The 20,378-nt window shown below is 55.8% G+C and carries 16 protein-coding genes; 13 read left to right on the forward strand and 3 right to left on the reverse strand.

Annotation, left to right across the window (positions count from 1 at the left end):
- Nucleotides 1-66 precede the first annotated feature (66 nt).
- Together C8275_RS11360 and C8275_RS11365 are read right to left on the reverse strand one after the other, a co-directional pair.
- Entirely contained in the window at nucleotides 67-435 is a 369-nt protein-coding gene (locus tag C8275_RS11360) for a DMT family protein (RefSeq protein WP_022383440.1), read from the reverse strand.
- A 5-nt stretch (nucleotides 436-440) separates the two neighbouring features.
- Nucleotides 441-1,187, reverse strand: coding sequence for an ATP-binding protein (locus C8275_RS11365; RefSeq protein WP_106485179.1), 747 nt, complete (start codon nucleotides 1,185-1,187; stop codon nucleotides 441-443).
- 132 nt (nucleotides 1,188-1,319) lie between these two features.
- Here C8275_RS11365 and C8275_RS11370 point away from each other — a divergent pair, with 132 nt between their 5' ends.
- The 13 genes from C8275_RS11370 to C8275_RS11435 all read left to right on the forward strand — a co-directional run bounded on the left by C8275_RS11370 (nucleotide 1,320) and on the right by C8275_RS11435 (nucleotide 19,411).
- A complete protein-coding gene (locus tag C8275_RS11370) occupies nucleotides 1,320-2,720 on the forward strand; it encodes a tol-pal system YbgF family protein (RefSeq protein WP_106485180.1) in 1,401 nt (466 codons plus the stop codon).
- A 57-nt stretch (nucleotides 2,721-2,777) separates the two neighbouring features.
- The gene (locus C8275_RS11375; protein WP_022383437.1) at nucleotides 2,778-3,248 is read left to right on the forward strand and encodes a hypothetical protein; all 471 of its coding nucleotides are present in this window, start codon (nucleotides 2,778-2,780) and stop codon (nucleotides 3,246-3,248) included.
- A 43-nt stretch (nucleotides 3,249-3,291) separates the two neighbouring features.
- The gene (floA, locus tag C8275_RS11380; protein ID WP_022383436.1) at nucleotides 3,292-4,281 is read left to right on the forward strand and encodes a flotillin-like protein FloA; all 990 of its coding nucleotides are present in this window, start codon (nucleotides 3,292-3,294) and stop codon (nucleotides 4,279-4,281) included.
- Nucleotides 4,282-4,299: 18 nt separating this feature from the next.
- Nucleotides 4,300-5,178: a nucleoside phosphorylase gene (locus tag C8275_RS11385; RefSeq protein ID WP_106485181.1), complete on the forward strand. Its 879-nt coding sequence runs from the start codon at nucleotides 4,300-4,302 to the stop codon at nucleotides 5,176-5,178.
- Between the two features lie 59 nt (nucleotides 5,179-5,237).
- A complete protein-coding gene (locus C8275_RS11390; protein WP_106485182.1) occupies nucleotides 5,238-6,974 on the forward strand; it encodes a helix-turn-helix domain-containing protein in 1,737 nt (578 codons plus the stop codon).
- Nucleotides 6,975-7,134: 160 nt separating this feature from the next.
- Complete coding sequence (locus C8275_RS11395; protein ID WP_106485183.1) at nucleotides 7,135-10,383, forward strand: SusC/RagA family TonB-linked outer membrane protein; 3,249 nt, start codon at nucleotides 7,135-7,137, stop codon at nucleotides 10,381-10,383.
- Nucleotides 10,384-10,402: 19 nt separating this feature from the next.
- Nucleotides 10,403-11,815, forward strand: coding sequence for a RagB/SusD family nutrient uptake outer membrane protein (locus C8275_RS11400; protein WP_106485184.1), 1,413 nt, complete (start codon nucleotides 10,403-10,405; stop codon nucleotides 11,813-11,815).
- Nucleotides 11,816-11,827: 12 nt separating this feature from the next.
- Complete coding sequence (locus tag C8275_RS11405; RefSeq protein WP_234395759.1) at nucleotides 11,828-12,931, forward strand: TlpA disulfide reductase family protein; 1,104 nt, start codon at nucleotides 11,828-11,830, stop codon at nucleotides 12,929-12,931.
- A gap of 332 nt (nucleotides 12,932-13,263) precedes the next feature.
- Nucleotides 13,264-14,139, forward strand: a complete 876-nt coding sequence (locus tag C8275_RS11415; protein WP_022383430.1) for a hypothetical protein — start codon at nucleotides 13,264-13,266, stop codon at nucleotides 14,137-14,139.
- 312 nt (nucleotides 14,140-14,451) lie between these two features.
- On the forward strand, nucleotides 14,452-15,861 hold the full coding sequence (locus tag C8275_RS11420; protein WP_106485186.1) for a TolC family protein: 1,410 nt from the start codon (nucleotides 14,452-14,454) through the stop codon (nucleotides 15,859-15,861).
- Between the two features lie 62 nt (nucleotides 15,862-15,923).
- A complete protein-coding gene (locus C8275_RS11425; protein WP_106485187.1) occupies nucleotides 15,924-16,919 on the forward strand; it encodes an HlyD family secretion protein in 996 nt (331 codons plus the stop codon).
- Nucleotides 16,920-16,974: 55 nt separating this feature from the next.
- Nucleotides 16,975-18,147, forward strand: coding sequence for an ABC transporter permease (locus C8275_RS11430; protein ID WP_106485188.1), 1,173 nt, complete (start codon nucleotides 16,975-16,977; stop codon nucleotides 18,145-18,147).
- Between the two features lie 13 nt (nucleotides 18,148-18,160).
- A complete protein-coding gene (locus C8275_RS11435) occupies nucleotides 18,161-19,411 on the forward strand; it encodes an ABC transporter permease (protein ID WP_106485189.1) in 1,251 nt (416 codons plus the stop codon).
- Here C8275_RS11435 and C8275_RS11440 read toward each other — a convergent pair whose 3' ends face one another.
- Nucleotides 19,412-20,242: an AraC family transcriptional regulator gene (locus tag C8275_RS11440; RefSeq protein WP_157948262.1), complete on the reverse strand. Its 831-nt coding sequence runs from the start codon at nucleotides 20,240-20,242 to the stop codon at nucleotides 19,412-19,414. It lies immediately after the preceding gene.
- Nucleotides 20,243-20,378 lie beyond the last annotated feature (136 nt).

The raw sequence follows: 20,378 nt of genomic DNA on the forward strand, positions 1-20,378 counted from the left end.
TTATTTGTTTTGTCAGGTCAGACGTTCAGCGGGGAAGACGGGCAGCTGCCGGAAAGGGTTGCTGCCTCACTTCATGAATACCAGATAGACTGCCATCACCAGACAGAGGAAAGCCGCCGCATGATTCCAGTGCAACGCTTCTCCCTTGAAGAAGACTGTCGTAAAGACCGTGAAGATAATAAGAGTGATGACCTCCTGGATTACCTTCAGCTGCAGCAGGGAGAAAGGCCCCCCGTTGCCCACATAGCCGATGCGGTTCGCCGGAATCTGACACGAATATTCCGCCAAAGCAATAAACCAGGAGAAAAGAATGACGCCGTAGAGCGGCCAGTTGGAAATGACCTTCATTTCCTGAAGTTTCAAATGTCCATACCAAGCGAAGGTCATGAAGATGTTTGAAACAATCAACAGTAGGATCGTGTAAACGCCTGTCATATCAGTTAATCTATTTTAGAGGGTAAAAGTTCTTCTTGTACATTGGTCATGCTGCCCCACAGGCTGTAACGGGCTTCAGGATTCAGTTCCTCCAGCCGACGAAGGACGTCCTTCATCTGCGCCCGGTTGGAGGCGGTTTCATAGGGACAGTTCTTCACCTGTTTCCGGTAGCCCCGCAAGGCTGCCAGTTCCTCCAGGTCGGCTTCGTGCACCAGACAGAGCGGACGAATGAGGGTCATGTCGAACTTGTGCATCACCAGCTTGGGCGGCATGCTGCTGAATGCGCCCTGGAAGGTGATGTTCATCAGCAGAGTCTGAAGGATGTCGTCCATGTGATGCCCTAGGGCAATCTTGTTGCATCCGTGCTCCTTGGCTACGGTAAAGAGTGCCTTGCGCCGGTTCCACGAACAGAGGAAGCAGGGAGACTTGCGCGTGTCAGTCGAGGGGTCAAACGAAGTCTCATAATGGACAAAGGGGACTCCTAACCCTTCACTGTACGCCTTCAGATAATCCAGGTCAGCGCGGTAGGCAATGTTCGTCATCCCGACATGAACCGCCATGAGCGAGAAACGCGGCTTGTGGATGCGCGAGCGCAACGCCAGCAGTTCAAGCAGCGCCATGGAGTCTTTTCCTCCCGACAGTCCCACGAGAATCTTGTCATCATCTTCAATCAATCCATACTTCACCACGCCCTTGGCAAAACGCTGGTTGATGCGGCGCAGGAGTTTGTCTTCAGTTGTCAGTAGTGCCATAAAGAGTATTCATCGTCTGAGCCAGTCACGGCTCTCTTTAAAAATGGGCAGCAAAATTACAGCATTTCAGAGAAATCTTCGTACTTTTGGGCTGACTTTATAACAAATGATTCATACAAACACCGACTTCTTATGAACAAGAGATATGTCCTGTTGCTTGCCGCCTTCTTAGGCATTACCCTGATGCAAGCCCAAACACTCAGTCAGGCACGTGAACTTTTCAACCAAGGAAAATATGCAGAAGCCCTCCCGACGTTCCAACGTCTGGTGAAGCAGAGCCCCTCAAATGCCAACTATAATTATTGGTACGGAGCCTGCTGTGTAGAGACTGGCGCCGACTCCCTTGCTACCCCCTACCTGGAGAAGGCTGCCAAGCGGAAGGTGCTGGATGCCTACCCCTACCTGACCCGGGCACAGATGGCGCAATACCTTTATGATGAGGCTGTGGAAACCTGCGAAGACTACATCGAACTGCTCACAGCCAAAAAGAAAGAGACCACTGATGCCGAGACCGCACTGGCACGTGCCCGCATGGCTTCCCTGATGCTGCGAGGGACCGAGCGCGTCTGCGTCATCGACAGCTTTGTGGTGGACAGGGACAATTTCCTTTCTGCCTATAATATAGGTAAGGAATGTGGCTCAGTGGTCCTGGCAGACGGAAACATCTTCTACCAGAACGAATTGGGACAAAAGCGCTACTGGGCACTGCCCAAAGGCAAACACATCGGGCTTTTCACCAGTGACAAGCTGCTCGATGAATGGACTGCCCCCAAAGCGGTTGAAGGACTGAGTGAGGACGGCGACAACAGCTATCCTTATCTGTTGGGCGACGGCACCACCCTTTACTATGCCAACAACGGCAGCGAATCCCTGGGAGGCTATGATATCTTCGTGACGCGTTTCAACACCGAGACCGGCAAGTTCCTCAAAGCCGAGAACCTGGGCATGCCTTACAACTCGCCCGCCAACGACTACATGATGGTCATCGACGAATTCAACAACCTCGGCTGGTTTGCTTCCGACCGCTATCAGCCCGAGGGGAAGGTGTGCATCTATGTCTTCGTGCCCAACGCCTCCCGTGAGACCTTCGATTACGAGAATGACGGGGAAGAGCTGATTGTCCGCCGCGCAAAGCTGAGCAGCATCCGCGACACCTGGACGGACGAGGATGTGGTGCGTCAGGCACGTCAGCGACTTGCCATGCTGGTCCATGACCGGCCGACGCAGACCGAACGACCCGACTTCACGTTCCTCATCGATGACCGGACGGTTTACCACAAGCTCGCCGACTTCCGTTCACGTGAAGCCCAGACGCTCTTCCGCCAGTGGCAGCAGATGCAAAAGGACTACCTGACCCTCTCCCAACAACTCGACGGACTGCGTACCCGGTATGCATCTTCGCCCGAAGCAAGCCGGCAGACCCTGGCTCCGCAAATCCTCGACCTGGAGAAGCGCAAGGAGCAAATGAGCAGCGAGCTGGACGAATTGGAGATAAAAGCACGCAATACTGAAAAAAATCAGCTCGACCGATAGGATATATTCCCGAAGAGCCTTACCTTTGGAAAAACTAACCAATCAGGGAGAATCACCATGGAACTAGTCATCATTGCCGTCCTGCTTGTCGTCGGACTCATTCTTTTGGTTGCCGAGGTCTACCTCTTTCCCGGCATCAGCCTGGCAGGAATCTGCTCCACCGCATGCCTCATCTTTGCCAATGTCTATGCCTATCTTCACTTGGGCGGCATGGCCTGTCTCGTCACCTTCCTCATCACCCTCGTCAGCTGTGGAGGAATCCTGCTGTGGGTCTTCCGCTCCAAGGCACTCGAACGGGCAGCCCTGAAGGAAGACATCGACTCGACCGTGCACAACACGGCTGTCGACTCCATCCGGCCGGGAGACAAAGGCATCGCCATCACCCGTCTGGCACTCATCGGCAATGCTGAAATCAACGGGCACATCGTGGAGGTGAAGTCGCTCGACGGCTTCATCGACGAGAAGACACCCATTGTGGTACAACGGGTGGTAGAGAGTACCGTATGGGTCCTGCCCGCCAAAGAGTGACAGCCTCCCCTATTCCATCACGAACCATTAACCTTTAATATTTATGACCATGTATCTGACTTTAGCGCTCATTGTCGGGATTATCATCTTCCTGGCAATCGTGTTGCACTACATCCCTTTCCTGCTTTGGCTGTCAGCCAAGGCTTCGGGTGTGCACATTTCTCTCGTACAACTCTTCCTGATGCGTATCCGGAATGTTCCGCCATCGGTAATCGTACAGGCACTCATCGAGGCTCATAAGGCCGGACTCCAGTTCATCACCCGCGACGGACTCGAAGCCCACTATCTGGCTGGCGGTCATGTCGCCAAGGTGGTCCATGCCCTGGTGTCAGCAGCTAAAGCCAATATCGAACTGTCCTTTCAGATGGCTACTGCCATCGACCTGGCAGGACGCGATGTCTTCGAAGCCGTACAGATGTCTGTCAACCCGAAGGTCATCGATACACCGCCCGTGACGGCTGTTGCCAAAGACGGCATCCAGCTGATTGCAAAAGCCCGCGTGACGGTCCGTGCCAACATCCGCCAACTGGTGGGTGGTGCCGGCGAAGACACCGTCCTGGCACGTGTCGGCGAAGGTATCGTCTCCTCCATCGGCTCGTCAGAGAACCACAAGTCGGTGCTGGAGAATCCCGACTCCATCTCGAAGCTTGTCCTCCGCAAGGGACTGGATGCAGGCACCGCCTTCGAAATCCTGTCCATCGATATTGCCGACATTGACATCGGCCGGAACATCGGTGCCGCCCTGCAAATAGACCAAGCCAATGCCGACAAGAACATCGCACAGGCAAAAGCCGAGGAACGCCGCGCCATGGCTGTGGCTACCGAACAGGAAATGAAAGCAAAAGCGGAAGAGGCACGTGCCATGGTTATCCAAGCCGAAGCGGAAGTGCCCAAGGCAATGGCAGAAGCTTTCCGAAACGGCAACCTGGGCATCATGGACTACTACCGGATGAAGAACATCGAAGCCGATACCCGGATGCGCGACAACATTGCCCATCCGCAGAACAACGGACAGGCTTCACTGGATAAATAACGTAATGACAGATCCGCCATGGCTACTTATTTTCCCCCTTCCGAACTGATCATCAATCCCGACGGTTCCATCTTCCACCTCCACGTACGTCCCGAGCAGCTGGCAGACCGTATCATCCTTGTGGGTGATCCGGGACGTGTGCCCCTCGTGGCATCTCACTTCGAAACATGCGAATGTGACATCCAGAGCCGCGAGTTCCACACCATTACCGGAACGCGGAAGGGCAAACGCATCACGGTCGTATCGACCGGCATCGGTTGTGACAACATCGACATCGTGCTCAACGAGCTGGATGCCCTTGCCAACATCGACTTCGGAACCCGCCGGGAGAACCCTGTCCTGCGCTCCCTTCAGCTGGTCCGCATCGGGACCTGTGGCGGGCTGCAGCCGGATACCCCCTTGTGCTCCTTCGTCTGTTCGGAAATCTCCATCGGCTTCGACGGACTGCTGAACTTCTACGGGGGACGTGATGCCGTGTGCGACCTCGGACTGGAGCAGGCTTTCCTGACCCACATGGGGTGGAGCGGTTCGACAGGCATTGCCCATCCGTATGCCATCCATGCCGACCGTGAACTGGTCGAACGCATTGCCGGAGAAGACATGATACGCGGCATTACCATCTCGGCACCCGGTTTCTTCGGTCCGCAAGGGCGTGAACTCCGCATTCCGCTTGCCGACCCGCAACAGAACGCCAAGATTGAATCATTCAGTTACGACGGACGCCGCATCACCAACTTCGAAATGGAAAGTTCTGCCGTAGCCGGACTGAGCCGTCTGTTGGGGCACCATGCCACCACGGTCTGCATGGTCATTGCCAACCGACGTGCCAAGGAAGCCAATGCCAACTACAAGAACAGCATTGACACACTCATTGAAACAGTGCTTGAACGCCTGTAACGGCTCCAGATTCCCTGTCTGTCAGCGAATCTACTATCCCCCAACAAACACAATTCGGTATGTCCCGTCCCTTACGCACAATCTGTCTCCTCTTGCTTGCCGTCCTGCCATTCCGGCTGACGGCACAAGAGGAGCTTGCGCGTACCCTGCATGAGCAGGAGGAAGTGCTGGCACACGACCCGGACAACACGGAGGCGCTGCGCCGGTTGATGTTTCTCCATCTCGACCGGGCGGACTACCGCAAAGCCATCGAGTACGGACAACGGCTGTTGGACATCGGATACGAAAGAAAAGACTACCACCAGGCTGTCCTCTATGCCCACACTGGACTGGGACAGGCATACACCATGCTGGGTGACTCGATTGCTTACGGACACTTGGGACAGGCACGTTCCAACGCACTGACGGCACAGAATGACTCGGCGCTCTGCTCGGTCTACAACGGACTCGGACTCTATGCGCTCAACATCGACAAGGACTACTATTCCGCCCTGCACTACTACTTTCTCGGACTGGAAGCTGCCAAACGCTGCCACTACGAACGGTTACACACCATCCTGCTCGCCAACATTTCCGCCGTGTACTTCCTGAAACGGGATACAGCAGGACTCGCCTACTCGCTCGAAGCCTACGAACGGGGACACCGCCTCTCGTCTCCTTACCTTATATATATAGGTGCCCTGACGACCGCCTATATGTATTACCTGAACGGTGAATATGACCGGGCACTCCCCTACATCAAGGAAGCGGAGTTCCTCATGCAGCAGAACGACTTCTACGACCAGGGCAATGTCCATGCACTCTATGGCATGATTCTGACGGCACAAGGAAACACGGCAGAGGCCATCACGCTATTCCGACGGGGATTAGACCTGAAGGAGAAGAACCAGACTTCTACCCACGTGATGCTGCTGCACGGCTATGCACGGGCACTGCAGCAGGAAGGGAAGACCGACAAGGCCATCCGCCTGCTGGAGGAGGCACTCTCCCTGACCGACCGGGAAAACAATGCCGTCTACCGGGGCGAAGTCATCGATGCCTTGTCGGACTGTTATGCCGCCCAAGGCGATTATGCCCGGGCACTCGACTGGCTGCGTCGGCTGAACAACGAGAACGATACCCTGTACAATACCGATAAGGAAAAAATCATCAGCGAGCTGCGCCTGAAGTATGATTCCGAAAGACAGGAGAATGAAATCAAGCAAGGGAAGCTGGCACTGCTCCGGAAAGAGAAGCATGAACAGTTGCTCATCGCCGTCCTCACGGTCATCGGAGTTGCGACCGTACTTTTGTGGCAACTTTACCGGCGAAAGAACCGGCTGTACCAAAGCATCGTCCGCCAGAACCAGGAGGCCTTGCGACGTGAACAGCAACTGTCCGACCACATCCGGGTCCTGCAGAACGAGAAATACACCGCGTCCTCACTCACGGGAGAAAAGAAGCTCACGCTCTTCCAGCGGCTGGAAGAACTGATGCGCGAACAAGCCATCTACAAAGACAACCAGCTCACCAAGGACAAGGCTGCCGAACTGCTGGATACCAACCGCACCTACCTGTCACAAGCCATCAACGAACAGACCGGACTGAACTTCACCCAATACATCAACCAGTACCGGGTGAATGAAGCCGTCCGTCTGCTGAGCGACCCCTCGAACACGACAACACTCAAAGCCATCGCTGCCGAAGTAGGCTTCAGCTCCATGTCCACCTTCTACAAACTGTTCCAGAACAGCGTGGGGATGCCTCCCAAACAATACCGCGACACGGTAATGGAGCTGAAGGAAAAGGACAACTGACACAGAGAGGGGCATCCGATACCGGAAATCTTTTCCATATACGGCAATTGCCGGAGGTGTATACGGAAATATTAGGGGAAATCTATTCTTTTTCATTCTTTTGCGATACTGAATAGCATGAGAAAGAAGAATGAATATGAACCTCTAAACAAATGCCATTATGGAAAAAGACACACCTATCCCCTGCCGGCTGTTCCTGATGCTGGCCGTGCTTTTCGCACTTTGGGCAGGTCCTTCCTGCGCACAATCTTACCAACGTACCATTCACGGAATTGTCGTGGACGAGCATGAACAACCGCTCCCTGCCGCCCACGTGAAAGAGGTGCCCACCACTCCGGGAGCATCCGTTGCCGGTGTCATCACCGACGTACAAGGACATTTCACCCTCACACTGCCTGCCTCCGCCAAAGCCATCGAGGTTTCCTTCCTGGGTTATGAAATCCAGCAGGTGGCACTGACCGACGCTACCGACTACGAGATAGCACTCGTCCCTTCCAGCGAACTGCTGGATGAAGTCGTCGTCACAGGCTACCAGACCATCTCCAAGGAACGGGCGACAGGTGCTTTTTCCAAGATTGACGCGAAGAAACTGGAGACGCAACGCCTCAACGATATCGGTTCCATGCTCGACGGACGCATCGCCGGATACAGTGACGGCAAAATCCGTGGCGTGACCTCCATGAACGGCTTGACTACCCCGCTGTATGTCATCGACGGCTTCCCGGTGGAGAAGACCACCAACGACGGCTACGGCAACTGGGTGGAGAGCGTGCCGGACATCAATGTGGAGGACATCGAGAGCATCACCGTGCTGAAGGATGCGGCTGCCACCTCCATCTACGGTGCACGCGCTGCCAACGGCGTCGTGGTCATCACGACCAAACGGGCGAAGAAGGACCAGCTGAACGTCTCCTTCTCGGCAACTCTCACCGTACAGCCTTATGAGTATTATACAGGACACCTGGCAGATGCCGCCACCATGATTGGGATTGAATCGGAATGGGCCCTCCAAAACCCGAATCTTCAGGGGACCGATGCCGATGTCATGGAGTACGCACAAAACGCCTTGGACAACATGACCTACCAGTCACAAGGTATCCGCAACTACCTGAAGTATTTCGCAGGGAAACAGTCACTGGACGATACCATGGCTGCCCTGGAGGCTCTTGCCGCACAAGGCTACCGCTACTACCGCGACATGGAGAAGTACGGCAAACGCAACCCGCTCACCCAGCAATATAACCTGAGCATCGGCAAGGGCAGCGAACGCAACACGTTCAACGCCTCCATCTCCTACCGCGACAACCGGCTGGAGGACAAGTATTCGGCGAACCGTACCATCGGCATCAATCTCCAGAACTCCACCCGGCTCACCGACTGGCTGACCTTCGACGTCGGCACTTACCTGAACTATGGGACAGGAAACACGCAGAGCTTCGACCTCCTCTCGCCCAACTACACCTTCATGCCCTATGACGCCCTGATGGACAACGGAGGAACTCCGCACACCAACACCGAGGCCGACCGTTACAGCACCAGTCAGCTGAACACGCTGAAGAACTACGGACTCTACAACCTGGACATCACCCCGCTCGACGAAATCGGGATGAACCTGAAGAAGAACCGCGACTTCAGCAACCGTACGTTTGCTCGCCTAAGCTTCCGGATTACCGACTGGCTGAAATACACTGCGTCGTTCCAATATGAATATGCCGAACTGAAGAACAAGCAGCTGCGCAGCAAGGATTCCTACGAAGTGCGCAACCGTGTGAACACATTCGCTTCCGCAGGCACCGACGGTACGGTATTCAACCTTCCCTACGGCAACATCTACTTCACCGAGGCCAACACGACGCATGCCTACAACTTCCGTCAGCAACTCGACTTCCAGAAGACCTTTGCAGGCAAGCACGACGTGACCGCCATCTTCGGAACGGAAACCCGAGAGAACAAGATGGACTATGCCAGCCAGACGCTCTACAACTATGACCCAGACCTGCTGACTTATACGCTGATTGATGCCAACCGTCTGAGCACCACCAGCGGCGTGTGGGGCTGGTCAAGCTTCACCCAGAACGACAATGCCTACATCCGTCAGCTGGTGAACCGCTACGTGTCCATCTACGGCAACGCCGCCTATACCTACGACGGACGCTATACCCTCACGGGAAGTATCCGTTGGGACAAGACCAACCTCTTTGCCACCGGCTCGAAATATCAGCGCCGCCCCATCTGGTCCACGGGTGTCAGCTGGAACATCGACAAGGAAAGCTGGTTCAATGCCAAGGGAGTGAACATGCTGAAGCTCCGTATGAGCTACGGTATCGGAGGTAACATCGCCAAGAACTCCGCTCCTTACATGACTGCCTACTATAGCAACAACAACAATGTGGGCGGCATCCAGGGAACCATCCAGAGCCGCCCGAACCCCAGCCTGCGTTGGGAAAAGACCACGACCTTCAACCTCGGCGTCGACTTCGCCCTGCTGGACAATCGGCTCAACGGCTCGATTGAATACTACAACAAGAAAGGCTCTGACCTCCTTGCCAACACCATGGGTGTACCCACGGAAGGATGGGGCTACAGCACCTATACCATCAACAACGGCAAGATGACCAACCAGGGTTTCGAACTGACGCTCTCGGGCGACATCATCCGCACCAATGACTGGAACTGGAACGTGTCAGGCGTGCTGGGCTACAACAAGAACGAAGTGACCTACGTCAACGTGGAAGCTCCGGTAGCCTACCTGGTCATCGACTACCCGACTGCCTATCCGCGCATCGGCAATCCCTACAATGCCATTTACGGCTACCAGTGGGCAGGGCTGAGCGCGACCGGTACACCGCAGGTCTATGACGCCGAAGGCAACCTCTTCACGGACATGGCTCCGACGGAAATCGAGGACCTCATTTACCTGGGAACAACCGTACCGACTTACACCGGCTCCATCAATACCAACCTGCGCTGGAAGAACTGGGAACTTGCCGCACAGTTTGCCTTCGAGGGCGGCCACAAGATGCGCAACACCAACCTCGCCTACATCTCTTCGGGCATGGCTCCCGTAAGCGCCTCCATTGCCGACCGCTGGATGGCACCGGGCGACGAGGCTCATACCGACGTACCGCGATACATCTCCTCCGAGAGTCCGGACTACAACTACGAGTACTATAACATGTACGCCCGTGCCTCGGTCAACGTCATCAGCGCTGCCAACTGGCGCATGAAGAACCTCTCACTGACCTACCGCATCCCCGCCGACTTCTGCCGGAGCCTCTCCCTGCAGAGTGCACGCATCATGCTGGGCATGGAGAACGTGTTCACCGCAGCCAGGAGCCGAGACGCCAAGTACCTGCTGGGCGGCTACGTGAAACCCAACTACCTCTGTGGCATCTACCTGAATTTCTAACCCAACAACGAAGACCATCATGAAGAAACTGACATACCTATTCGCCCTCGCCGGACTGCTCGGCATGAGCTCCTGCAACGACTACCTGGACATCGTGCCCAAAGGCAACAAGATTCCCACCACGCTGGCTGACTATGAGGCATTGTTGCGCAATGAATACACCATCTCACAGACGCCCGTCACCAATGCGCTCTACCTGCTCAACGACCAGTACATGACCAAATCCAGTCTGGGCAGCCCGACCCTGAACACTGCCAACTACCTGTGGGACGAGAATGCCGACCGCATCACCCTCAACAACTCGGATGAAGGAACGTACTATTTCCTCTATGGCGGTATCTCCTCCTGCAACCTCATCGTCGAGAATGTTCCCACGGCAACCGAGTCCACCGAGGAGGAACGCAACGAAGTGATTGCCTATGCCAAGGTCATCCGTGCCTACAACTACTTCGTCCTGGCAAACTACTATGCGGACACCTATGAAACTTCCACGGCAGCCGAGAAGCTGAGTGTCCCCCTCATCACCAGCGCGAACATCAATGCTCCCTACCGTCAGGTGAGCATTGCCGAAATCTATGACTTCATCCTCAAAGACATACAGGAAGCCATCGACGGTGGCCTTCCGGCAAAGTCTCCGACGGTGCTCCATCCGAACCTCGGTGCGGCATACGCCCTGCTGGCACGTGTCTACCTCCAGATGGGAAACTACTCCGAAGCCCTGCGCCATGCCGACCTCGCCTTGGGACAGAACGATGCCCTCTATGACTGGAACGCCTTCTACGATGCCCACCTGGCAACCATCGAAAAGGCGGACGACTACACCAACCTGCCCTCCCCGATGGGTTTCGATTACGTAGAGACCTACTACTTCCGCCACGGTATCCGTACCGGCATAGGCAATGAATCCAACATCCCCATAGAACGAGGCGAACGTTTCGAAGCTGGCGATGCACGCTTCCTCTCACGCTGGAAACGCTACACCACCGGTGACGACACCTACTACCGCAGCGTCATTAGCGGCTATTTCAACCACGCCGGACTGACCACTGCCGAGGTCTACCTCATCAAGGCGGAATGCCAGGCACGGCTTGCCTCGGGCAACGACTTCACCGAAGCCATGAACACCCTCAATACCGTCCGTAAGACCCGTATCCGTCCCGACGTGTATCAGCCCGCCCAAGCCTCGACACTCGCCGAAGCCATTGACCTCATCCGCCGGACCAAAGACAACGAGCTGATTTTCTCCATCGTTCCTTTTGCCGACGCACGCCGTTTCAACAGCGAAGGCACCTACGCCCGTACGCTGACCAAGACCTACGAAGGAAAAACGCTGACCCTTGCTCCCGACTCCCACTTGTGGACCATGCCTTTCCCGGCAGGTGCCCTCAACAACCCGGGCAACGGCAGCATCCAACAAAATGTAAACAAATAAGCCCTTACCACCATGATGAAAAAAGAAACTATTCTCCTTGCAGCTGCCGCCTTGCTTGCCGCAGCCTGTTCCTCCACTCCATCCACTGACGGATATACCTTGACAGGACACATCGAAGGCCTGCCCGACAGTACCCACGTGCAACTCATCCCCGTGAGCCATTACAATGAGAAACCACTGACGGACACCGTCATCGTCAACGGAGAATTCACCTTCACGGGCAAGATGGACGAACCGCGTGCCGTCCTCCTGCTGGTGAAAGACGCCTACGGTTCCCGTCGGCTGATGTTGGAAAACACCGCCATCGAAGTGAGCGGCACCGTTACGGCAACCGACAACAACGGCACCCCGAGCTATGACCTCGACCGTCTGTCGGTCAGCGGCTCTCCCCTCAGTGCCCGTTATGACTCACTGATGTCCGTACGCGAACAGATGGATGCCCTCTTCAAAGCGAAAACCACGCTCTATAAAGACTCCACGATGGAGGCCCGGGCAGCAGCCGACCACAAGTTCTTCGCTACCGTCGACTCCACCTTCCACGCGACAGTCCTGAGCCAGAAGGACTCCTACTGGGGTCCGCTGTTGATGATTTCGCTCACCAGCTACCTCGACAAAGGACAGCAGGCATGGTATGACGAACTGTCCGACGCCGCCAAGGCATCCTACTACGGACAGAAGGTGAAAGAAGAGCTCTATCCTGCCGGGAAGGTCGGTTCTGCCGTTGCCGAGTTCACCGTCAAGGACAACGATGGCAAAGAGGTGACCCTCGCCTCCCTGCGCGAAGGCAAGAAGTACGTCCTCATCGACTTCTGGGCTTCGTGGTGCAACCCCTGCCGCAAGGAAATCCCCAACTTGAAGAACCTCTACAAGCTTTATGGCGACAAAGGCTTCCAGATTGTGAGCATCTCCATCGACAAGAAGAAGGCTGAATGGGAGAAGGCGCTCGAAGAAGAGCAACTGCCCTGGCCCAACTTCCTCGACGAAACAGACGTAGCAGACCTCTACAAGGTACGGTTCGTCCCCACGATGTACCTCATCGACGCTCAAGGTACGCTGGTAGGTGAGAATCTCCGCGGACAAGCGCTTGCCGACAAGCTGAAAGAGCTGTTCCAGTAACATACCAACCGGCCATCAGACTTTGAGCAGTCCGATGACCCGGTTCGGATTGAATCCCGGTTCCATCACCGGGGGTTGTTTGAACACCAAGGCACAGAAGTGCAGAGGAGAAATCCGAAGCTCTTTTGTGCCTTTCCCATTCGCCCCGGCGCCCTCCAGACAGACACCGGCATTCCGGTCTTTCCTCCTCACCCGGTCGTTCCCTGCCCGTTTCCACGTTTTTCCCCTCTTCCCCACAGGTTTCCCTTCCGACACGGCACGATTCCAAAAACAATTCCCTATCTTTGCCGCCAGCTTAATTGACAGAACCAAATACACGTAACACAACCATTATGGAAAATAGAAAAGGTCTTATCATGGCACTCATCGGAGTGTTGATTGTCGGTCTTGCCATTGTCTCCTTCCTGCTGTTCCGCAGCCATTCCGCCAACCAGGAGATGCAGCAGCTCTTCGAGGTGGAGAAGGAAGAGATGGAGAACGAATACTCCAACTTCGCCAACCAGTATGACGAACTCCAAATCAAAATCAACAACGACTCCCTCTACCAGAAGCTGGAACAGGAGAAGCTCAAGACACAGCGTCTGCTGGAAGAGCTGCGCCAGGTGAAGTCCAGCAATGCCGCTGAAATCATGCGTCTGCGCAAAGAGCTGAAGACCGTACGTGCCGTCATGCGCACCTACATCATCCAGATCGACTCGCTCAACCGCATCAACCAGCAGCTGACGTCGGAAAACCAGAGCGTGAAGAAGAAGTACAACGAGGCGACCCAGCAGATCAGCAGCCTCTCGGAGGAGAAGAAGACCCTCAATGAGAAGGTGACTCTCGCCTCCCAGCTTGACGCCACCCACATCACCGTGACGCCGACCAACAAACGGGGCAAGAAGACAGACCGCATCAAACGCATCACCCGGCTCGACATCAGCTTCACCGTCGTGAAGAACATTACCGCCGAAACGGGACAGCGCACCCTCTATGTCCGCATCACCAAGCCGAACCAGGAAGTGCTGACCAAGAGTGCTGCCAACACCTTCCCCTATGAGAACCGCAACATCGCCTACTCCATCAAGAAATACATAGAATACACGGGTGAAGAACAGAACGTGACCGTGTACTGGAATGTCGAAGAGTTCCTCCAGGCAGGTACCTACCGGGTGGACATCTTCGCCGACGGCAACCTCATCGGTTCGCAAACATTTGACTTGGATTGACGGGGCGTTTCCCCGATACCCTCCCCCTCCTGTCTTACCGACGGGAATGATACGTACGAGGCACGAAGACACGACACGGAACTCCATCCGGACGGAAGTTCCCTCTCGCGTCTTCGTGCCTTGCTCGTTTATTCCCCACATGGAAAGGAAGATACCAACGGGTGAATAACCCTTTTTAACTTCGGTAACGTTATAAATTCCTAAAGGAGTATGGTTATTCAATCAATGCAGAGTTACTTTGCACACATCGTTGCATACGCAATTATTGCCGTGCAAAGAAAACCTCAATCACCTAAATTCAGGATAAGAAATATGAAGAAACTAATCGGCATCCTTCTGCTGTGTTCCGTTTGCAGTGCGGCACACAGTCAGACTGTCCTCAGCCTGGACAGTTGCCGGGCAATGGCTCTGCGCAACAACAAAGAGCTGCGCATTGCACGAGAAAAGACAAAGTCCGCACACTACGAACGCAAGGCGGCATTCACCAACTACCTGCCCAAGCTGTCTGCCACAGGCGCCTACCTGCACAACAACAAGGAGCTCTCCCTCTTGAGCGACGACCAGAAGACAACCCTCACCAACATGGGGACCGGTCTGGCGACTGCCGTTCCCGCCCTGCAGGCACTGGGCGTGGACCAGCTGCTCAACTCCCTGGGCAGCACTGTCGTCAACGGATTGCGCACTGACACACGCAATGTCTATGCCGGCGCCGTCACCCTGACGCAGCCTCTCTTCATGGGAGGCAAGATACGCGCCTACAACCAGATTACGCGCTACGCCGAACAGCTCTCACGTGCCCAGGAGAATGCCGGCACGCAGGACATCATCCTCAGCACCGACGAAGCCTACTGGCAGGTGGTCTCACTCGCCAACAAGAAACGGCTTGCCGAAAGCTTCCTGGCACTGGTGAAGCAACTCGACAGCGACGTCGACAAGATGATACGCGAAGGGGTAGCCACCAAGGCGGACGGACTGTCCGTCAAGGTCAAAGTCAACGAAGCCGAAATGACTCTCACCAAGGTCAACGACGGACTGAGCCTCGCCAGGATGTTGCTTTGCCAGCTCTGCGGCATCGACGACCTGCACACCCCCATACAGCTGGCTGATGAGACGCTGGAGAACCTGCCCTTGCCGACTTCCGGCACCGACGCGGACGTGGAGATGGCATTCAGCAACCGTCCGGAACTCATCAGTCTCGAACTCGCCCACAAGATTTACCGGCAGAAGGTGAACGTGGCACGCGCGGAGTTCCTGCCCAGCGTGGCACTGACGGGCAACTACCTCATCACCAATCCGTCCGTATTCAACAGCTTTGAGAAGAAGTTCCGTGGCATGTGGAACGTCGGTGTGCTCGTCAGTGTACCCATCTTCCACTGGGGAGAAGGAGTCTACAAGGTGAAGTCCGCCAAGGCACAGGCCGAAGCCGTCCGCTACCAGCTCGACGAAGCCAAAGAGAAAATCGAGTTGCAGGTGAACCAGTGTGCCTTCAAAATCGACGAGGCGCTCCGCAAGCTGCAGATGACCGAAAAGAACATGGAGAAAGCCGACGAGAACCTGCGTTATGCCAACCTGGGCTTCAAGGAAGGCGTCATCCCGACCAGCAACGTGCTGGAAGCACAGACAGCCTGGCTCTCCGCCCAATCGGAGAAAATCGACGCACAAATCGACGTGAAGCTCACCGATGTCTACCTGAAGAAGGCGCTCGGCAAGCTCGGTCAGTAAATCCTCCCCAAGAATCAACAAGAACGTATAACATCAAAACCATTTTATAAAAGCCTACAACTATGCTTACAGAGAAACAACAGAACAAGAATATCATATTGGCACTCATCACCCTGGTGCTCGTCATCGGAGTGGTAGCCCTGGTGGGATACCTCACGTTGGGAAGGACCCCGGAAATCATTCAGGGACAGGCTGAAGCCGACGAATACCGTGTATCGAGCAAAGTGCCGGGACGCATCTTGGAGCTCCGCGTCAAGGAAGGACAGAAGGTGCACAAGGGCGACACCCTTGCCATCCTCGAAGCTCCCGACGTAGCAGCCAAACTGGCTCAGGCTGAAGCAGCCGAAGCTGCCGCACAGGCACAGCATGAGAAGGCGGAACGCGGCACACGCGCCGAGCAGCTGCAAGCTGCCTACGAGATGTGGCAGAAGGCGAAGGCTGGACTGGAGATTGCCGAGAAATCCTACAACCGCGTGAACCGCCTCTTCGAAGAGGGCGTGATGTCGGCACAGAAGCGCGACGAGGCCTACGCCAACTACAATGCCATGGTAGCCACGGAAAAGGCGGCACGTGCCCAGTATGACATGGCGCGCAACGGCGCACAACGGGAAGACAAGGCGATGGCGGCTGCCATGGTCGACCGTGCCAAGGGTGCCGTGGCTGAAGTGAACTCCTACATCAACGAGACCGTGCTGATTGCACAGGCTGACGGTGAAGTGACCGAAATATTCCCCAAGGTGGGCGAACTCGTGGGGACGGGCGCTCCCATCATGAATGTCACCCTCCTGGATGCCGTATGGGCCACGTTCAACGTCCGCGAGGACCTGCTGAAGGACTTCCAGATCGGACAGGAAATCACGGCATACGTCCCCGCCCTCGACCAGGAAGTGCACCTCAAGGTGTACTACATGAAGGACCTGGGCAGCTATGCGGCATGGAAGGCCACCAAGACGACCGGCCAATTTGACATGAAGACGTTCGAGGTGCGTGCCGAGCCGGCACACCCGCTGCCCGGCCTGCGTCCCGGCATGAGCATCATAGTCAAAGGAATCGAGTAAGACAATCCGGCTTCCGCAAGTTCAGGCGGAATGCCAGCAAGAAACAACCAGAATCATGCGAATCCTCCTTCTTCGAATAGAGAGGCTCACCCTGCGGGAGCTCAAGCGGATGACAGCCCGTCCGCTATACCTCTTCTGCATGGTCATCGCCCCCCTGTTCTGTTACCTGTTCTTCACCACCCTGATGGGTAGCGGACTGCCGACCGGACTGCCGGTGGGCGTGGTCGACATGGACAACACCTCGACCACCCGTACCATCGTGCGCAACCTGGACGCCTTCCAGCAGACTGCCATCACTGCCCACTACAAAGACGTGACCGAAGCCCGCCAGGCGATGCAGCGCGGCGACATCTACGCATTCTACTACATCCCCGAAGGCACGACTGAAAAAGCCATCTCGGGCCGTCAGCCCCGCGTGTCGTTCTACACCAACGGCTCCTATCTCATTGCCGGCTCGTTGCTCTACAAGGACCTGCTCACCATGACCGAGCTTGCCAATGCGTCCGTGGGACAACAGACGCTGCTGGCAAAAGGCGCCACCGAACGGCAGGCACTGGCGTTCCTGCAACCCATCCTCATCGACACCCATCCGCTCCACAACCCGTGGCTGAACTATTCCGTCTACCTGTGCAACACCTTGCTGCCCGGCGTGCTGATGCTGCTCATCTTCATGGTGACAGTCTACTCCATCGGCTCGGAAGTGAAGGAAGGGACGGCACACGAATGGATGCGGCTGGGGCACAACAACCTCAACCTCGCCTTGGCGGGCAAGCTGTTTCCGCAGACCCTCATCTTCTTCATCATGGCAGCGGGCTACAACGTCTACCTCTACGGCGTGCTCCACTTCCCGTGCAACAGCGGCATCTTCCCCATGTTGCTTGCCTCGCTGTTGCTGGTGCTTGCCTCGCAGTCGTTCGGCATCTTCCTCTACGGCTTGTTGCCGACCCTGCGTTTCGCCCTGAGTGCCGCCTCGCTGTGGGGCGTCATCTCCTTCTCCATCTCGGGCTTCAGCTTCCCGGTGATGGCGATGCACCCGACCCTGCAGGCGCTGAGCAACCTGTTCCCCCTGCGCCACTACTTCCTCATCTATGTGGACCAGGCGCTCAACGGCTACCCGATGAGCTATGCATGGGTGTCCTACCTCGCCCTGCTCGTGTTCGTGCTGCTGCCTCTGTTCATCCTGAAGCGGCTCCACAACGCCATCCTCTATTACCGCTACATACCCTAAACGAAAAGACATCATGAAACAAAATAACCTACGTACCGTGTTCAAAGAAGGCTTCCTCGACATCTTCTATGTGTGGGGGATGGAGATGCGCAGTGTCCTCAAGGATGCCGGCGTACTGATATTCTTCGTCCTCGTCCCCCTCGCCTATCCGCTGGTCTATGCCTTCATCTACACCAATGAGACCGTACGCGAGGTGCCCGTTGTGGCTGTCGATGCGTCCCACTCCTCGCGCAGCCGCGAGTTTCTCCGTCGGGTGGACGGCACTGCCGATGTGCATATCGTGGGCTATGCCGCCAACCTGGAAGAGGCGAAGCGCATCATGCGTGAGAAAGGTGCATACGGCAGCATCTACATCCCCGAGGAGTTCAACGACAACCTGATGCGGGGCGAACAGGCATACGTCAGCATCTTCTGCGACATGAGCGGACTGCTCTACTACAAGGCGTTGCTGAGCTCGTGCACCGAGGTGTCGCTCGACATGAACAAGGACATCCAGGTGCAGCGGCTGGGCAACACGACCGCCCGTCAGGACGAAGTCAGCACGCAGCCCATCGAGTACACGTACGTCACCCTGTTCAATCCCCAGAACGGTTTTGCCTCCTTCCTCATCCCTGCCGTGCTGATGCTCATCATCCAGCAGACCCTGCTGCTGGGCGTCGGCCTGTCGGTCGGCACCCAACGGGAGGGAAACCGCTTCCGCGAGCTTGTCCCCATCAACCGCCACTACCACGGCACGTTGCGCATCGTGCTGGGCAAGGCACTGGTCTACCTGATGATTTACCTGCTGGTCGATGTCTACATCGTCTGTGTCGTGCCGAAGCTGTTCAGCCTCGTGCAGATACCCGACGTCGGCACACTGACTGCCTTCATGTTGCCCTACACCCTGGCGTGCATCTTCTTTGCCATGACGGCTTCCATCCTCATCCGCAACCGCGAGACGTGCATGCTCATCTATGTGTTCACCTCCGTCCCGTTGCTCTTCATCAGCGGAATCTCGTGGCCGGGTGCATCCATCCCGGCATTCTGGAAGGTATTCTCCTGGATATTCCCCTCGACCTTCGGCATCAACGGCTTTGTCCACATCAACACCATGGGGGCTACCCTGGGAGAAGTGGCTGCCGAGTATCGTGCCCTCTGGATACAGACGGGCGTATACTTCCTCACGACCTGCCTGGTCTACCGGTACCAGATTATCCGCAGCCGCAAGCTGTTGCTGAAGGAACGGGAGAAACAGCTGATGAGCCAACTGGCAACGGACAATTGATTACTTGCGGTTGCGGTAGTCAGTGGGCGACATGCCGCAATGCTTTCTGAAGTAACGTCCGAAGGTGGACTGGTCGGTGAAGTTCATCGCATCGGCAATCTCCTTGATGCTCATGGACGTCGTACTGAGGTAATGCTGTGCACGGACGATGGAGGCGGTCTCTATCCACTGGATGGCGGTGCGTCCGGTCTTTGCCTTTACGACCGACGAGAAGTAGTTGGGTGACAGATGCTGCTCGGTGGCATAGAAAGTCACCTTGCGTTCCCGGGTACAATGTTGCATCAGGGAATGGAAGAACCGGTTAAAGATGTTGTCCTCACGGCTCTGGGGAATCTCCTCCACCGGCGACCCTTCGAAATAAATCTCCAGCGCCTCCAGAAACAAAGCCTGCAAAAGGGTCCGGATCAGCAGACGGCGCATTGCCGCACCTTGTCCGGACTCCGTCTGCACGGACAACCGGGAACGGTCAAGCATCAGCTCCACCAGCTGCTCCATGCGCCCATACTGCGCCGAGGTGATGCGGATGCACGGATGGCCGCGCAACAGCATCACGTCCTGCAAAGGCATGTCAGACAGGGTCGTGTAGAGCCGGTCCAGCTCCGTCAACAGCAGAAAGCCGTCGAAGTCATCGCTGTGGCGCACAATCCGTGTAGAGGTATAAGGAACATGAAAACACAAGAAACAGCCGTTCACCGGGTAGACACGGTCATTGACCAGGATGTCTGCCTGTCCCCGTCGGCAAAGGAAGAAACCAATCTCATTCTGTGCCGTCAAGCCATACGTAGCGTTCACTTCCGCCAGGTCCAATATACGAAACAATGACTTTTCCATCTGCATGCAGTTTGTCGGCAAAGATAAGGAAATATCCAAACTCCATAAAAGGACCATCCCTTTATAATAAGCCTAACTGGAATAATCCGACAGACAGGAATCTCAACATACATTTCGCACCAAGCAGAGAAGGAAA

Origin of the sequence: Bacteroides sp. Marseille-P3684 (genome assembly GCF_900291465.1) — a bacterium.
Classification (GTDB): Bacteria; Bacteroidota; Bacteroidia; order Bacteroidales; family Bacteroidaceae; genus Phocaeicola_A.

What these genes read in the sequence shown, in the direction of transcription:
- C8275_RS11360 (WP_022383440.1), bottom strand. Translation starts at nt 435, where the DNA reads ATGACAGGCGTTTACACGATCCTACTGTTGATTGTTTCAAACATCTTC.
- C8275_RS11365 (WP_106485179.1), bottom strand. Translation starts at nt 1,187, where the DNA reads ATGGCACTACTGACAACTGAAGACAAACTCCTGCGCCGCATCAACCAG.
- C8275_RS11370 (WP_106485180.1), top strand. Translation starts at nt 1,320, where the DNA reads ATGAACAAGAGATATGTCCTGTTGCTTGCCGCCTTCTTAGGCATTACC.
- C8275_RS11375 (WP_022383437.1), top strand. Translation starts at nt 2,778, where the DNA reads ATGGAACTAGTCATCATTGCCGTCCTGCTTGTCGTCGGACTCATTCTT.
- floA (WP_022383436.1), top strand. Translation starts at nt 3,292, where the DNA reads ATGACCATGTATCTGACTTTAGCGCTCATTGTCGGGATTATCATCTTC.
- C8275_RS11385 (WP_106485181.1), top strand. Translation starts at nt 4,300, where the DNA reads ATGGCTACTTATTTTCCCCCTTCCGAACTGATCATCAATCCCGACGGT.
- C8275_RS11390 (WP_106485182.1), top strand. Translation starts at nt 5,238, where the DNA reads ATGTCCCGTCCCTTACGCACAATCTGTCTCCTCTTGCTTGCCGTCCTG.
- C8275_RS11395 (WP_106485183.1), top strand. Translation starts at nt 7,135, where the DNA reads ATGGAAAAAGACACACCTATCCCCTGCCGGCTGTTCCTGATGCTGGCC.
- C8275_RS11400 (WP_106485184.1), top strand. Translation starts at nt 10,403, where the DNA reads ATGAAGAAACTGACATACCTATTCGCCCTCGCCGGACTGCTCGGCATG.
- C8275_RS11405 (WP_234395759.1), top strand. Translation starts at nt 11,828, where the DNA reads ATGATGAAAAAAGAAACTATTCTCCTTGCAGCTGCCGCCTTGCTTGCC.
- C8275_RS11415 (WP_022383430.1), top strand. Translation starts at nt 13,264, where the DNA reads ATGGAAAATAGAAAAGGTCTTATCATGGCACTCATCGGAGTGTTGATT.
- C8275_RS11420 (WP_106485186.1), top strand. Translation starts at nt 14,452, where the DNA reads ATGAAGAAACTAATCGGCATCCTTCTGCTGTGTTCCGTTTGCAGTGCG.
- C8275_RS11425 (WP_106485187.1), top strand. Translation starts at nt 15,924, where the DNA reads ATGCTTACAGAGAAACAACAGAACAAGAATATCATATTGGCACTCATC.
- C8275_RS11430 (WP_106485188.1), top strand. Translation starts at nt 16,975, where the DNA reads ATGCGAATCCTCCTTCTTCGAATAGAGAGGCTCACCCTGCGGGAGCTC.
- C8275_RS11435 (WP_106485189.1), top strand. Translation starts at nt 18,161, where the DNA reads ATGAAACAAAATAACCTACGTACCGTGTTCAAAGAAGGCTTCCTCGAC.
- C8275_RS11440 (WP_157948262.1), bottom strand. Translation starts at nt 20,242, where the DNA reads ATGGAAAAGTCATTGTTTCGTATATTGGACCTGGCGGAAGTGAACGCT.